The 13,479-nt window shown below is 60.2% G+C and carries 14 protein-coding genes and 1 tRNA gene; 12 read left to right on the top strand and 3 right to left on the bottom strand.

The genetic code is table 11. The features are described 5' to 3' along the window. Positions 1-125 precede the first annotated feature (125 nt). From serA to EX00_RS10365, 8 genes are all read left to right on the top strand, one after another. Positions 126-1,721 (top strand): phosphoglycerate dehydrogenase, encoded by a 1,596-nt coding sequence (gene serA / locus EX00_RS10400; protein ID WP_047456838.1) that lies wholly within the window; start codon positions 126-128, stop codon positions 1,719-1,721. 134 nt (positions 1,722-1,855) lie between these two features. After that, entirely contained in the window at positions 1,856-2,545 is a 690-nt protein-coding gene (locus EX00_RS10395) for a lysophospholipid acyltransferase family protein (RefSeq protein WP_052210700.1), read from the top strand. Then, positions 2,542-3,489 (top strand): phosphatidate cytidylyltransferase, encoded by a 948-nt coding sequence (locus EX00_RS10390; RefSeq protein WP_047456837.1) that lies wholly within the window; start codon positions 2,542-2,544, stop codon positions 3,487-3,489. The genes EX00_RS10395 and EX00_RS10390 overlap by 4 nt, the downstream gene beginning before the upstream one ends. Beyond that, entirely contained in the window at positions 3,489-3,875 is a 387-nt protein-coding gene (locus EX00_RS10385; RefSeq protein ID WP_047456835.1) for a hypothetical protein, read from the top strand. Before EX00_RS10390 ends, EX00_RS10385 begins: the two co-directional genes overlap by 1 nt. A gap of 4 nt (positions 3,876-3,879) precedes the next feature. Next, positions 3,880-4,530 carry a CDP-alcohol phosphatidyltransferase family protein gene (locus EX00_RS10380; RefSeq protein WP_047456833.1) on the top strand — a complete coding sequence of 217 codons (651 nt, stop codon included), beginning with the start codon at positions 3,880-3,882 and terminating at the stop codon, positions 4,528-4,530. Between the two features lie 179 nt (positions 4,531-4,709). After that, complete coding sequence (mnmA, locus tag EX00_RS10375) at positions 4,710-5,909, top strand: tRNA 2-thiouridine(34) synthase MnmA (RefSeq protein ID WP_047456832.1); 1,200 nt, start codon at positions 4,710-4,712, stop codon at positions 5,907-5,909. Positions 5,910-6,073: 164 nt separating this feature from the next. Further along, a tRNA-Met gene (locus EX00_RS10370) sits at positions 6,074-6,150 on the top strand. Positions 6,151-6,348: 198 nt separating this feature from the next. Beyond that, positions 6,349-6,858, top strand: a complete 510-nt coding sequence (locus EX00_RS10365; protein ID WP_047456830.1) for a hypothetical protein — start codon at positions 6,349-6,351, stop codon at positions 6,856-6,858. A gap of 565 nt (positions 6,859-7,423) precedes the next feature. Here EX00_RS10365 and EX00_RS10360 read toward each other — a convergent pair. The 3 genes from EX00_RS10360 to EX00_RS10350 all read right to left on the bottom strand — a co-directional run bounded on the left by EX00_RS10360 (position 7,424) and on the right by EX00_RS10350 (position 9,056). Beyond that, on the bottom strand, positions 7,424-7,726 hold the full coding sequence (locus EX00_RS10360; protein ID WP_047456828.1) for a hypothetical protein: 303 nt from the start codon (positions 7,724-7,726) through the stop codon (positions 7,424-7,426). Between the two features lie 283 nt (positions 7,727-8,009). Beyond that, positions 8,010-8,270: a DUF982 domain-containing protein gene (locus EX00_RS10355; protein WP_047456826.1), complete on the bottom strand. Its 261-nt coding sequence runs from the start codon at positions 8,268-8,270 to the stop codon at positions 8,010-8,012. Positions 8,271-8,387: 117 nt separating this feature from the next. Further along, positions 8,388-9,056 (bottom strand): TetR/AcrR family transcriptional regulator, encoded by a 669-nt coding sequence (locus EX00_RS10350; RefSeq protein WP_052210717.1) that lies wholly within the window; start codon positions 9,054-9,056, stop codon positions 8,388-8,390. Between the two features lie 223 nt (positions 9,057-9,279). Here EX00_RS10350 and EX00_RS10345 point away from each other — a divergent pair, with 223 nt between their 5' ends. From EX00_RS10345 to EX00_RS10330, 4 genes are all read left to right on the top strand, one after another. Further along, the gene (locus tag EX00_RS10345) at positions 9,280-10,482 is read left to right on the top strand and encodes a multidrug effflux MFS transporter (protein ID WP_047456824.1); all 1,203 of its coding nucleotides are present in this window, start codon (positions 9,280-9,282) and stop codon (positions 10,480-10,482) included. Positions 10,483-10,602: 120 nt separating this feature from the next. Next, on the top strand, positions 10,603-11,298 hold the full coding sequence (locus EX00_RS10340) for a DNA-3-methyladenine glycosylase I (protein ID WP_047456822.1): 696 nt from the start codon (positions 10,603-10,605) through the stop codon (positions 11,296-11,298). Positions 11,299-11,355: 57 nt separating this feature from the next. Further along, positions 11,356-12,387 carry a hydroxyacid dehydrogenase gene (locus EX00_RS10335; protein ID WP_047456821.1) on the top strand — a complete coding sequence of 344 codons (1,032 nt, stop codon included), beginning with the start codon at positions 11,356-11,358 and terminating at the stop codon, positions 12,385-12,387. Between the two features lie 95 nt (positions 12,388-12,482). Continuing rightward, entirely contained in the window at positions 12,483-13,478 is a 996-nt protein-coding gene (locus tag EX00_RS10330) for a prohibitin family protein (RefSeq protein ID WP_047456819.1), read from the top strand. Position 13,479: the final 1 nt, after the last annotated feature.

Genomic DNA, 13,479 nt, shown 5'->3' with positions numbered 1-13,479 from the left:
GCCACAAGGGCGGAGCCCAGCATTCCGAACTCTCTGTTTGCTTTCACGCAATTCCGGACGGAAAGCCGTTTCGCACTTTTCATGGAATTGCCTACCATCGCTGACCCTTTTTCAGGAGGCCTCTCATGGCACCTCGCGTTCTCGTATCCGATGAACTGTCTGAAACTGCCGTCCAGATCTTTCGCGATCGTGGCGTCGAAGTCGATTTCCAGCCGCAGCTTGGCAAGGACAAGGACAAGCTACTCGAAATCATCGGCAATTATGATGGCCTTGCCATCCGTTCCGCCACCAAGGTGACGGAGAAGATCATCGCGGCGGCCAAGAACCTCAAGGTTGTCGGCCGCGCCGGTATCGGCGTCGACAATGTCGATATCCCCGCCGCCTCGCGCCGCGGTATCATCGTCATGAACACGCCCTTCGGCAATTCGATCACCACGGCCGAGCACGCCATCGCCCTGATGTTCGCCGTTGCTCGCCAGCTTCCGTCCGCCGACGCCTCGACCCAGGCCGGCAAGTGGGAGAAGTCGAAGTTCATGGGTGTCGAAATCACCGGCAAGACGCTCGGCATCATCGGCGCCGGCAATATCGGCTCGATCGTCATTGCCCGCGCCATCGGCCTGAAGATGCACGTCGTTGCCTATGATCCGTTCCTGTCGAAGGAGCGCGCCGAGGAAATGGGCGTTACCAAGGTCGAGCTTGACGAGCTCTTCGCACGCGCCGACTTCATCACGCTGCATGTGCCGCTGACGGACAAGACCCGCAACATCATCGACGCCGATGCGCTCGCCAAGATCAAGCCGGGCGTGCGCATCATCAACTGCGCCCGTGGTGGTCTGGTGGATGAGGCAGCGCTTGCCGCCGCCATCAAGTCCGGCCATGTCGCCGGCGCCGCCTTTGACGTCTTCGAAGTGGAGCCCGCCAAGGAAAGCCCGCTGTTCGGCCTGCCGAACGTTGTCTGCACGCCGCATCTCGGCGCATCGACCACGGAAGCGCAGGAAAATGTTGCCCTGCAGGTGGCCGAGCAGATGTCGGACTATCTCGTCAAGGGGGCGGTCTCCAACGCCATCAACATGCCCTCGATCACCGCCGAGGAAGCGCCGCTTCTGAAGCCGTTCATCAAGCTCGCCGACGTTCTTGGCGCCTTCGTCGGCCAGGTGACGGACGATCCGATCAAGGAAATCGAGATCCTTTATGACGGCGTCACCGCCGGCATGAACACCAAGGCGCTGACGAGCGCGCTGCTGGCCGGTCTCATCCGCAATCAGGTCGCCGACGTCAACATGGTTTCGGCGCCGATCATGATCAAGGAAAAGGGCATCGTTCTTGCCGAAGTCAAGCGCGACAAGACCGGCGTCTATGACGGCTACATCAAACTGACGGTCACCACCGACAGCATGAGCCGCTCGGTCGCCGGCACCGTTTTCTCCGACGGCAAGCCGCGCTTCATCCAGATCAAGGGCATCAATCTCGATGCCGATGTTGGCAACCACATGGTCTATCTCGCCAATACCGACGTTCCCGGCATGATTGGCTTCATCGGCTCGACGCTCGGTTCCGCCGGCGTCAACATCGCCAACTTCCAGCTCGGTCGCGACAAGCAGGGTGGCGACGCCATCGCGCTGCTCTATGTCGACGGACCGATTAGCGACGAGGTTCTGGGCAAGTTGACTGCGCATCAGGCGATCCGTCAGGCCAAGCCGCTGGTGTTCAACGTCGACTAAATTGCTCCTCCCAAGAGCTATGCGAAAACCCGGCGCGACGCGAGTTGCGCCGGGTTTTTCTTTACCTTCTATGGCTGTGGATAAGTCCACGCATCAGGCTATCGGGGGCCTGCAAACACGCCTATCTCTTTGTCATGGGGGCGTTGCAAAAGAGTATTTTCGGGGACACGCTGGGCAAACCGGTCGAATGGCTTGCGAAACCGGCATCCGTTGCCATCGTGCTCTTTGCACGGGCCGTTACAGCTGTCAGGGCGATCTGGCCCGAGAGCGGTGCTCCGACCGACCGATGCGTCTATTTTGCCAATCATTCCAGCCACGGTGATTTCATCTTGATCTGGACCGTGCTGCCGCCACGGCTGCGTCGGCGCACGCGGCCGGTCGCCGGGGCCGATTACTGGTTGAAGTCGAAATTGAACAGCTTTATTGGCCGCGACGCCTTCAATGCCGTCTTGATCGAGCGCGATCGCGAAGCGCGAACGGAAGATCCGGTCGAGCAGATGTCTGCGGCGATCGACGCCGGTTCCTCGCTGATCCTGTTTCCCGAGGGCACGCGAAACCTGACGGATGCGCCGTTGCAGCCGTTCAAGAGCGGGCTTTACCATCTGGCCAGCGCGCGTCCCGATATCGATCTTGTTCCCGTCTGGATCAACAATCTCAACCGCGTCATGCCCAAGGGTGAGTTCGTGCCCATTCCGTTGATCTGCACGGTGACTTTCGGCGAGGCGCTGCGGATCGGCGCGGACGAAGAGAAGGCGGACTTTCTGGCGCGAGCGCAATCGGCGCTGTTGGCTTTGTCGCCCAAGCAAGTGGGGCATGGCGAATGAGTGCGGCAAGCTCCGATCTGATCCATCTGGTTTTCGGTATTTTCGGCGTGCTGATTGTCGCGTCCGTCATCGGTTATGTGTTGCAGCAACGGCTATCGCCGGACGGATCGAACGCGGCGATCGAAAACCTGAATGCCCGCATCAAGGCCTGGTGGGTGATGGTCATTCTGATCGGCCTCGCCTTTCTGGCGGGCCGCGCCGGCGTCATCCTGCTCTTCGCCTTCTGTTCCTTTGCGGCGCTGCGCGAATTCATCACGCTGATCAGCACCCGGCGTGCCGACCATTGGGCGCTTGCCGCCGCATTCTTCATCGCTCTACCGGTGCAATATTATCTGCTCTGGGCCGAGCAATACGGCATCTATGCGATCTTCATCCCGGTCTACGCCTTCCTGCTGATGCCGATCATCGCGGTCTTGCGAGGGGATACCGAGCGTTTCCTGATCCGCATTGCGGAAGTGCAATGGGCGCTGATGATCTGTGTTTTCTGCGCCTCGCATGTGCCGGCATTGCTGACCCTGCATATTCCCGGTTATGAGGGCCGCAACGTCCTTTTGATCGCCTTCCTCGTCATTGTCGTGCAGCTCAGCGATGTGCTGCAATATGTCTGGGGCAAGTTGTTCGGTCGCACGAAGATCGCGCCGAAATTGTCGCCATCGAAAACGGTGGAAGGCTTTGTCGGCGGCGTCGCCAGCGCGACCCTGATTGGCGCTGCGTTGTGGTGGATCACGCCGTTCACGCCATGGCAGGCAGGGCTGCTTGCCTTCGTCATTACGATCATGGGCTTCTTTGGCGGTCTGGTGATGTCGGCAATCAAGAGGGATCGCGGCGTCAAGGATTGGGGGCACCTGATCGAAGGTCATGGCGGGCTGATCGACCGGCTGGATTCCGTCGTCTTCTCCGCGCCGATCTTCTTTCATCTTGTTCGCTACTGGTGGGTGGCGTGATGAGCGGGCGGGTGAGGGCGCTTGCCAGCAGCAGCATCGTGCATGTGCTTTTCGCTTTCCTCGCCATGGGCGGCTGGGCCGTTTTCGCCAACCGGATGCATCCGATGCCTCGGCCCGTAATCGCAGGTCTTGTTCAGGGCATTCTCTCAGCCTGCCTGACGCTGTTCCTCAAATCGGTAATCGAGGCGCTGTCGAAACGGTTCCGTGGTGTTGCCGCCCTCTGGGTGCCACCCTTGATCGCCTGTCTTGGTTCCACCGGCATATTGGTGACGATCCATGCGCTTAGCGGCACGCCGGAGATAGTGAAGACCATCGCAGTGCCGCTGCTGGTGTCGACCAGCTATGCGGCGCTCTACAATTATTCGATTTCCGGAGGGAGGCGTTAGGGTCATGGCGGGCGAAGGGACGGGTGACAGGCGGCCGTTGGCCAGCCGCAACACACGCTGGGCGCAGGGATTGGCGCGGCGGATGACCGCGCTGTCGGTGACGCCGAACCAGATATCGCAGGCAAGCATGGTCATGGCGGCGCTGGCGGGCGGTGCCTTCTGGCTGTCGGGGCAGGGGGATAGCCGATTGCGCATCCTGTTCCTGATTCTCGCGGCGCTCTTCTGTCAGCTTCGGCTGCTGTGCAATCTGCTTGATGGCATGGTCGCCGTCGAGGGTGGCAAGGGCGAGGCGGATGGGCCGTTCTGGAATGAATTCCCGGATCGTGTCGCCGATATCCTGATCTTTGCCGGTGTCGGCTATGGCATCGCCGTGCCAGGCCTTGGCTGGGCCGCTGCCGCCTTTGCCGTTCTCACCGCCTATGTCCGCGAACTGGGCCGCGCCACCGGCAACCCCAGCGATTTCGGCGGGCCGATGGCCAAGCAGCATCGCATGGCGACGATCACAGCCGCAGCACTGCTCTCCATTTTCGAAGTGCTCTGGAACGGCGGCACCTGGGTGCTGACCATCGCCCTCTGGATCGTTGCCCTCGGGGCCGCGGTGACGGCGTTGCGGCGCGGGCTCAACCTCATTCGGCAGCTGAAAGCGAAGCACTGAGCGTCCCCTGATTCGCCGCCTCTTGCGCGCGAGGGCAATCCTTTCTATATCCCTGATCGATTGAGGCCGGGCGATTAAAGCCGCCATGTGCCCGCAGACGATAAAAATCCGCCGCTTTTGCATGGCAACCGGTGGAAAGAAGACAGCACCGAAGATCGACTGAGATTGGCGGCAGGACCGTGAACACACTGGATTTTGACAAGAAGCCGGAAGACACCCGCGTCGTCGTCGCCATGTCGGGTGGCGTCGACAGTTCCGTTGTCGCCGGCATTTTGAAGCGCCAGGGCTATGATGTGCTCGGCATCACGCTGCAGCTCTACGATCACGGCGCGGCCGTACACCGCGCCGGCTCCTGTTGCGCCGGCCAGGATATCGACGATGCCCGCCGTGTCTGCGAGACCATCGGCATTCCGCACTATGTGCTCGATTATGAGAAGCGCTTCCGCGAGACGGTGATCAATCCTTTTGCCGAGAGCTATGTTGCCGGCGAGACGCCGATCCCTTGCGTCTCCTGCAATCAGACCGTCAAGTTCGCCGATCTCTTGGCAACCGCCAAGGAACTCGGCGCCGACGCTCTGGCGACCGGCCACTATATCCGCTCGCGTCCGAACCCGTCCGCGGACCGTCCCGGCCGCCGCGCGCTATACCGCCCCGCCGATGCCGACCGCGACCAGAGCTATTTCCTCTTTGCGACCACGCAGGAGCAGATCGACTATCTGCGCTTTCCGCTTGGCGGCATGCCGAAGGCGGAAACCCGCGCGTTGGCCGAGGACATGGGCCTTGTCGTCGCCAAGAAGGCCGACAGCCAGGACATCTGTTTCGTGCCGCAGGGCAAATATTCCGACGTCATCGCCAAGCTGAAGCCGAATGCGGCGCTTGCCGGCGAGATCGTCCATCTCGACGGCCGCGTGCTCGGTCGTCACGAAGGCATCCTGCATTATACGATCGGCCAGCGTCGCGGCATCGGCGTCGCCACCGGCGATCCGCTCTACGTCGTCTATCTCGACGCCCGCTCGCGCCGCGTCATTGTCGGCCCGAAGGAAGCGCTGGAAACGCATCGCGTCTATCTGCGTGACGTCAACTGGCTCGGCGATGAACCGCTGCTGGAAGCAGCCTCCGGCGACGGCTTTGCCTGCTACGCCAAGGTCCGCTCCACCCGCGCGCCGGAGCCTGCGGTGCTGTGTGCCGACAAGGACGGCATCTATGTCGACCTGACGATCGGCGAAGCCGGCGTCGCACCCGGCCAGGCCTGCGCCCTCTATTCCGCTCCCGGCGACGACGCCCGCGTCTATGGCGGCGGCTTTATCGAGCGTTCCGAGCGTGAGCCGATGGCTGAGGCGTCGCTGAAGGCATTGCTGGCAAGCCCGGTTGCGGCCTGAAGGCAGGCGGTGGGCCGTGCAGGGGAAAGCGTTGATTTTTCCAAATCATCCGCTTGACACAAAGCCGAACCGCACCTTATAAGCCGCTCAACCGACGAGCCAGCGCTCTTCGAGCGGCGGTTTCGTTTGGCCCTTGCGCATAAGTAATGACTATGTGCAGACGTGGCGGAGTAGCTCAGTAGGTCAGAGCAGAGGAATCATAATCCTTGTGTCGGGGGTTCAAATCCCTCCTCCGCTACCATTCAAATCTTTAAGAGAAATCAATGTTTATTGGCGTGTTGCGTTGCAACGCGCGGCGTATTGTTTTCCCTGATTTTCAGGTGTTTCCTTCTGCTGCCGGTAAATCCATGCTACATTCGAATGTAGAGCCGAGTCTCCACCTCTTTACATTTTTCATTGTTGAGTCATTGTTCAAATCCACAACTAAAGGGATGGGGCAATGTCTGATTATATTTCCTTGGCGGCGGGCGCTATTCTTATAGTATTTACGCTCGGCTTAATCATTAAAGGGAAAGAGGTTTCTTCTGGGCATGCAATGGTATTAGCTGCAGGGGCCGCGCTTGTGCTTTTGCCGTCGGTTTCGAATTTTGAATGGTCTGACGGAGGCCTAAAATATACTCGCCGCGACGAAACTGCTGACCTTACTTCCCAAGTCAAGAAACTGGCAGATGACAATATCCAAGCCAATGAAACCATTAGGCAGACTACCGAAGCCTTAAAGGTTGCGAACGAGCGCCTCAACAAGCTGGAGACGGCTACTCAGTCGTCACAAAATCCGAGTACCCAAGGTGGCGGAGCGAAGCCGCCTCTGAAATTTGACTGGGGGAAATACAGCGAACCTACGTTCTTCGATGATCTCCTAAAGAAAAGTGATCAGAGCGTGAAGATGAGCACCGATAATCGCGATGCGGTTACAACTTTCCAAAGGCAGTTTGAAGCGAAACAATGAGCGCGCGTAGACACCGGGGCGACTAAGATCAAGCGAGGCCCGTAGGCCAGAAATAGCAATTGTGAGCCGAGGGTGTGAAATAGATCCTCCGGACACGGAGGCCAGAGAGTGTCATTCAGTATGAGGTCGCTTCTCATGTGCGGTCCCACCTGTGAGTTGGTCACTCGAACATTTCGCCGACATAACTCAGTTGGCAGAACACCTGATTTGTAATCAGGGGGTCCCGGATTCGAACCTCCTCCTTTATTTCCGTTCCACTAGCCATTCCCAAGGGGAACCCATGCCACTGCTGAGGTACCGATAGTCACCGGCGCCCGAAAATCTTCTCGGCTCGATAGGCTGAAATGAGGAAAACGACGATCCATACGATCAGATAGAACGGTAGCAATAGTAGGTAATATCCGTTCTCGAAGATTATGGCTTCGAATGTCTTGCGGGCCAACCACAAGGTTGGAATGCCAGTTATGGCTAAAATCGCCGATCAGTGCGCAATACCATCTAGACAGCAGCGCTCTCGCGAGCGCTGCTGTTCTACATCGTCATCAAGCTACCCAGCGAGCCGGTTTCAGGCTCGATAATAGCGATGATGCCGATAGTGGGGATGATGCCGGTGATGCTTGTACCAGCCGCCGTGATGGCCGCGCCAGTAGTGGCTCCGGTAGCTGCGATGCGGCTTCCAGTGATGCCGGTGGTGTCGTGGACCGTGCCAGCCGCGATGGTGGCGATGATGACGATAGTCGACTGTCTGGACGGACGATTGAACTTCCGGCTTCGCCATATTCATCATCGGCGTGGCCGATGCGGCGCCGGCGCCGATCAGCAAGCCGATACCGAGAATTCCAGCAAGTATAGTTTTGAATATTTTCATGATGAACCTCCCTCATCTTCCTCATCCTGAAACCCAAGGGCTGAACAGGGGATGAATGATCACTGAGCAGGCAGTTCGCCTCAAGGAATCGACTCTGCCTTCCGAGGGAAAGGCAGAGCCGGGAGGCCAGGCACTGGCTCAAGCGCGAACGAGCTTTTTGGGGGGGCGGCGGGCTCGTCCGCACGGCAACGGTCTACCACCATAAGCTGAAGCCTAGCTGAAGGACATCCGGTTGCAATGGAAGGGCTTTGAGGACGGACGCGGCGTAAGAGACGCCAGCGGCTTAGTCCGCCATCACGGTCTCGATCGGAACGCCGGCTTCCGTGGCGGCGGCGATGAAGCTGGTGCGGGCATCAAGGGGTTGCCTCAGCCCACTTTCGACGTCGGCGCAGACCAGCATGGCGCGCAGGAACGCCTTGCCTTCGGCAACCGGCCATGCGTTCAGCAGCATGTCCAGCGCTTCTTTCGTCGTGCTGACGGTGTAGGTTGTCCCGGTCCGTGTGCAGATGACCAGAACGGGATAATTCCACTGTCTGTTGCTCATTGTTTGAAGCTCCGACCCATGCAGCGCACGTTAGCGCCTTGCTGGGCAAAGGCACAAGTAAATTTCGAAGCGACATTGATTGCGCAGCGAAGGTCCTAAAGCGGACGTTAAAATAGCTCAGGCGACGGGTTTCGTTTGAGCCCCATAGCCCCGCAGGAACATGTCCACGCCCTGTTGGGCTGCGAGTTCGATGTCCGCCTCGGTCGGCGTTTCGCCGAAGAGTGTCGTCATCTGCAGGTCGGCGTTGATCAGCGCCGTGAATTGGCGGGCGGCGATGTCGCAGTCAGGGACGCGGAGTAGGCCTTGGTGGTGGAGGCGGGCGAAGATGGCGCCGATTGCCGTGCCGATCTTGCAGGGGCCGTGCTCGCGCCAGGCTTCGAAGAGGTGCGGATAGCGAGGGCCTTCGGACTGGACGAGCTTGCGCAGGAACTTTCCGTCCTGATTGTAGAGGCAGTTGCGGTTCAGATCGACGGCGAAGGCGACCAGGTCTTCCCGCAGGTTCTCCGGCCTGTCGGGGAAGGTGGCAAGCGCTGCGAAGACAGCAGTATTGGCCCGTGCGGTCACGTCGGCAATGACAGCGATGAACAGCGTCTCTTTTTCACGGTAGTGATTGTAGATGGTCTGGCGGGAGACACAGGCCCGCGCCGCGATCTCGTCAATGCTCGCGCCCGAAAACCCCTCGCGGCAGAAGACCTCCGCGGCGGCATCAAGGATGGGAACGCGCTTCAGGCATTGTGCGGGTCTTGCAGTCCTTGCCCGTAAGGCGATGGCGTTTCGGCTGTTCATGAGGTGACGATAAACCGTATTGACGATTTGGACAATAGTGTCTAATTTGACAAATGTGTCCAAAAAACTGGACAAGACTGTTAAGTGCAATTCGGACCCCGCGTTTTCCTCCCAAGACCGCGTGGCGTTCCGATGACTCTATAGATTTGAATTCCCCTCGGGGGAGATGCGGCGCGACGGCAATCCGGCTTTCGCGCTCGAAACTTTCTGAAAGATCATCATCATGACGACGTCTTTCCTTCGCTATGCGATCATCCTTGGCCTGCTGTCGGCCATCGGGCCCTTTGCAATCGACATGTATCTCCCAGCCCTGCCGTCGATCGGCAAGGATCTTGCGGCGGAGAACAATGTCGTTCAGCTCAGCCTGCTGTTCTTTTTCATTCCCTTCGCCATCTTTCAGCTTCTCTATGGGCCGCTGTCGGACATGTGGGGCCGCAAGGCGCCGCTTTATATCGGCATCGGCCTGTTTGCGGTGGCAAGCGTTGGCGCCGCCACGGCCAGCAATATCGAGACGCTGATCGCCTTCCGCTTCCTGCAGGGCATCGGCGGGGCGGCCGGCATGGTGGTGCCGCGCGCCATCGTTCGCGACATGCATACCGGCGTTCAGGCGGCGCGGCTGATGTCGCTGTTGATGCTGGTGTTCAGCATCTCGCCAATCCTTGCGCCGCTGACAGGCAGCGCCGTCATCGCCTTCTATGGCTGGCGCGGCGTGTTCTGGGCCGTGACGATCGCGGCCATCATTGGCCTTATCCTGCTCTCCACGCAGCTTGAGGAAACCCGGACGAAGGCAGAGCGCTCTGAAAGCGGCCTGCGCAGTGCCATGGCGGCCTACCGCCTGCTGCTCGGTGACCGCAATTTCCTGACGTTGAGCTTTATCGGCGGTCTCGGCATATCGAGCTTTCTGGTCTATCTCGCCAATTCACCGTTCGTGCTGATCGACCACTACCGCCTGACGCCGACGGAATATAGCTTCGCCTTCTCGGTCAACGCTGTCTCCTTCTTTGCCGTGTCGCAGCTCACCGGCTGGCTTGGCGAGCGTTTCGGCTTGGTGCGGGTGATGCGCATTGCCGTGACCGCCTTTGCCACCACGATGGCGCTGCTGGCCATCGTCATGAGCCTTGGCTTCAATCAGTTGCCGGTGTTGGTCGTATTCCTCTTCGTCGGCTACGGTTTCCTCGGCCTGGTCATCCCGACGACGGCGGTGCTGGCACTGGAGGATCACGGCGCAATTGCCGGCACAGCCTCGGCGCTGATGGGCACGCTGCAATTCGTCACGGCCGCCGTTGCCATGGTCATTGCCGCCGTGTTCTTCGATGGCACCGCCTTGCCCATGGTTGCCGGTATCGCGCTCTGCGCCGTTGCCGCCCTGCTGCTGACACAGGCGACGATTGCTCGCCGGCCGGTGGTGGAAGCCGCTGCGGAATAGAGCGCTTTTACAGGGAGAAGAAAGAGGCCGGGGCATTGCTCCGGCCTTTTCGATTCCGGCATCTTGCAGAGGAGCGAAAGATCATAAAAGACTTGGCCTCAGCAAAAGGGAGGACGGCTAATGGGCAGCTTCGCGGAGATTCTGGAGCGGGCGGAGAAGCGCAAGGGCGGGGCCGAAGGGCTGAAGGCGCTTATGTCCAAGGCGCCGGATCACAACGCTTTGCGTGTCATGCCGGACGACCGGCTGCTGTCGGACATGACGCGCTATGTCTTCTATGCCGGCTTCGTACGCAACATCATCGATTCCAAATGGCCGGGTTTCGAAGCGGCCTTTTCGGGTTTCGATCCGGTTTTCCTCAATTTTGCGCCCGACGATTACTGGCATGACCTGACCTCCGATACGCGCGTGGTGCGCAATGGCGCCAAGATCATGTCGGTCAGGGCTAACGCGCATTTCATCCGTCAGCTTGCCGAGGAGCATGGCAGTGCCGGGCGGTTCTTTGCCGATTGGCCGGTGGAGGATCATATCGGGCTGCTCGCCGTGCTCGATAAGCGCGCCGATCGGCTCGGCGGCATGAGCGGTCAATATTTCCTGCGCGCCATCGGCCGCGACAGTTTCGTCATGAGCCATGACGTGCTCGTCTGCCTGCGTCTCTCCGGCCTGCCGATCTCGGAAACGAAGCCGGGCAAGAAGGACCTGCGCCTGATCCAGGACCAGTTCAATGCTTGGGGCGCCGAAACGGGCCTGCCGCAAACCTACCTCTCGCGCATCTGCGCCTTCTCGGTCGGAATGCCGGGGGAAGAGGCCGAGGACTGATTGATTTGATCCGCCGAATGATATTGGATCGCGCCTCGAAAGTGGGAGGAAACGATCATGTCGACCGACAACCGGCCACTGGCCATCAGCGCGCCCGAGCCGCGTTCGCTTGAGCTTATTTTCAGCAAGGACGCGCTGTCGCTCCTCCATTCAAAATATCGGATCGTCGAGGCGGATCCGGAGGATATTGCCGGGCTAGGCGACGATGTACTCGGCGAGGCCAGCTATGTCATCGGCCAGCCGCCGCTGTCCAAAGAGGTGCTCGACCGCATGCCGCGCCTGCGCTGCATCCTGAATGTCGAGAGCAATCTCATCAACAATATGCCCTATCACGTGCTCTTCGAACGCGGCATCCATGTCGTGACCACCGGGCAGGTCTTTGCCGAGCCGGTGGCGGAGATCGGGCTTGGTTTCGCGCTCAGCCTGGCGCGCGGCATCGTCGATGCCGATGTCGATTTTCGTCAGGGCAAGGAGCTTTGGGGCGGGGACGGCAATGCCAGCGCCCGGCTGCTTTCCGGCAGCGAAATCGGCATTGTCGGCTTCGGCGATCTCGGCAAGGCGTTGAACCGGCTGCTCTCCGGATTTCGTGCGACGGTCAGGGTGTTCGACCCCTGGATGCCGCCGTCTATTCTCAGAGAACATGGCGTCCAGCCAGCCAGCCTCGACGAGGTGCTGTCGGACAGCGATTTCGTTTTCGTCGTCGCTTCCGTCACCAGCGAGAACAAGGGCTTTCTCGGCGGAACGGCCTTTGCGCGCATGCGCAAGGGAGCGGCCTTCATCCTGCTCAGCCGCGCCGATGTCGTGGATTTCGAAGCGCTGATGGCGGCGGTTGCCTCCGGCCATATCGTCGCGGCGAGCGATGTCTATCCGGAGGAGCCGCTCAGCGGAGATCATCCGGTGCGCAGTCTCAAGGGCTTCATCCGATCGGCGCACCGCGCCGGCGCGCTCGACAGCGCCTTTAAGAAGATGGGCGATATGGTGCTGGAGGACATGGACCTGATGGATCGCGGCCTGCCGCCGATGCGCTGCAAGCGGGCGGAGCGAGAGACGGTGTCGCGGATGCGGTCGAAGCCGGTTACCCGGAACTGATGAAGTGCAGCGGATTTGCCGTCTAAACCTGGACGGGTGCATTCTTACTCCGACTCATCTATGTCTCGGCCATTGAGGAAATGGTGGGGACAGAGATGGCGAACCGGGAAATCGACTTGGCATATGCGGCAACTAGGGGTCGACTGCCAGCCTTTCTAGGCATTGCCGCTGTCATCGCTATTATCATGCTCGTTCTCAGCTCGTGGTACACGATCGACCAGGGCGAGCGCGGCGTCATCCTGCGCACCGGCGCCATGGTCGGCACGGCCGAGCCGGGCCTGCATTTCAAGCTGCCGTGGATCGAAACCGTCGTCAAAATCCCCGTGACGCAGCAGGTGACCTACTGGACCTGCCAGACCGGTGCGGGCTGCGAGGCCGGCGAGCATCCGCAGATGCAGGCCTATTCGCAGGACCAGCAGCCTGCCGACATGCGCGTGACCATTTCCTGGCATGTGCCGCCGGATGCGGTCGAGAAGGTCTATTCCGAATTCGGCTCGCTCAGTAATCTGGAATCGCGGCTGGTGTCGCGGCGTGCGCCGCAGGATGTGAAGACGGTGTTCGGCAAGTTCACCGCCGCCTCCGTCATCCAGAACCGGGCGCAGTTCAACACCGACGTTCAGGCGGCGATCGAGGCCGGCATTCAGGGGCCGGTGCAGATCGACAGCGTTCAGGTGGAGAATATCGACTTCTCCGACGCCTATGAGAACAGCATAGAGCAGCGCATGCTGGCGGAGGTCGAAGTCCAGAAGCTGCGGCAGAACGCCGAGCGCGAAAAGGTGCAGGCGCAGATCACGGTGACGCAGGCTCAAGCGGCGGCCGACGCCCGTCGCGCCGATGCGCAGGCGCAGGCCGACGCAGTGCGGTTGCAGGCCGAAGCCGAGTCAGAGGCGATCCAGCTTCGCGGCGATGCCGAGGCGAAGGCGATCAAGGCGCGGGGCGATGCGCTGCGCGACAATCCGAACCTGATCTTCCTGACGCAGGCGGAAAAGTGGAACGGGCAGTTGCCGACCACCATGCTGCCGAATGGTTCCGTGCCGATGCTCAATTTGGATGCGCGGCAGACTTCCGCCGCGCCGACGGGGCAGGAGTAAG

The organism is Martinezella rhizogenes, from assembly GCF_000799715.1.
Lineage (GTDB): Bacteria > Pseudomonadota > Alphaproteobacteria > Rhizobiales > Rhizobiaceae > Rhizobium > Rhizobium rhizogenes_C.
Note: the sequence above shows the minus strand (reverse complement) of the source record. Positions and strands in the feature narration are given on the sequence as shown.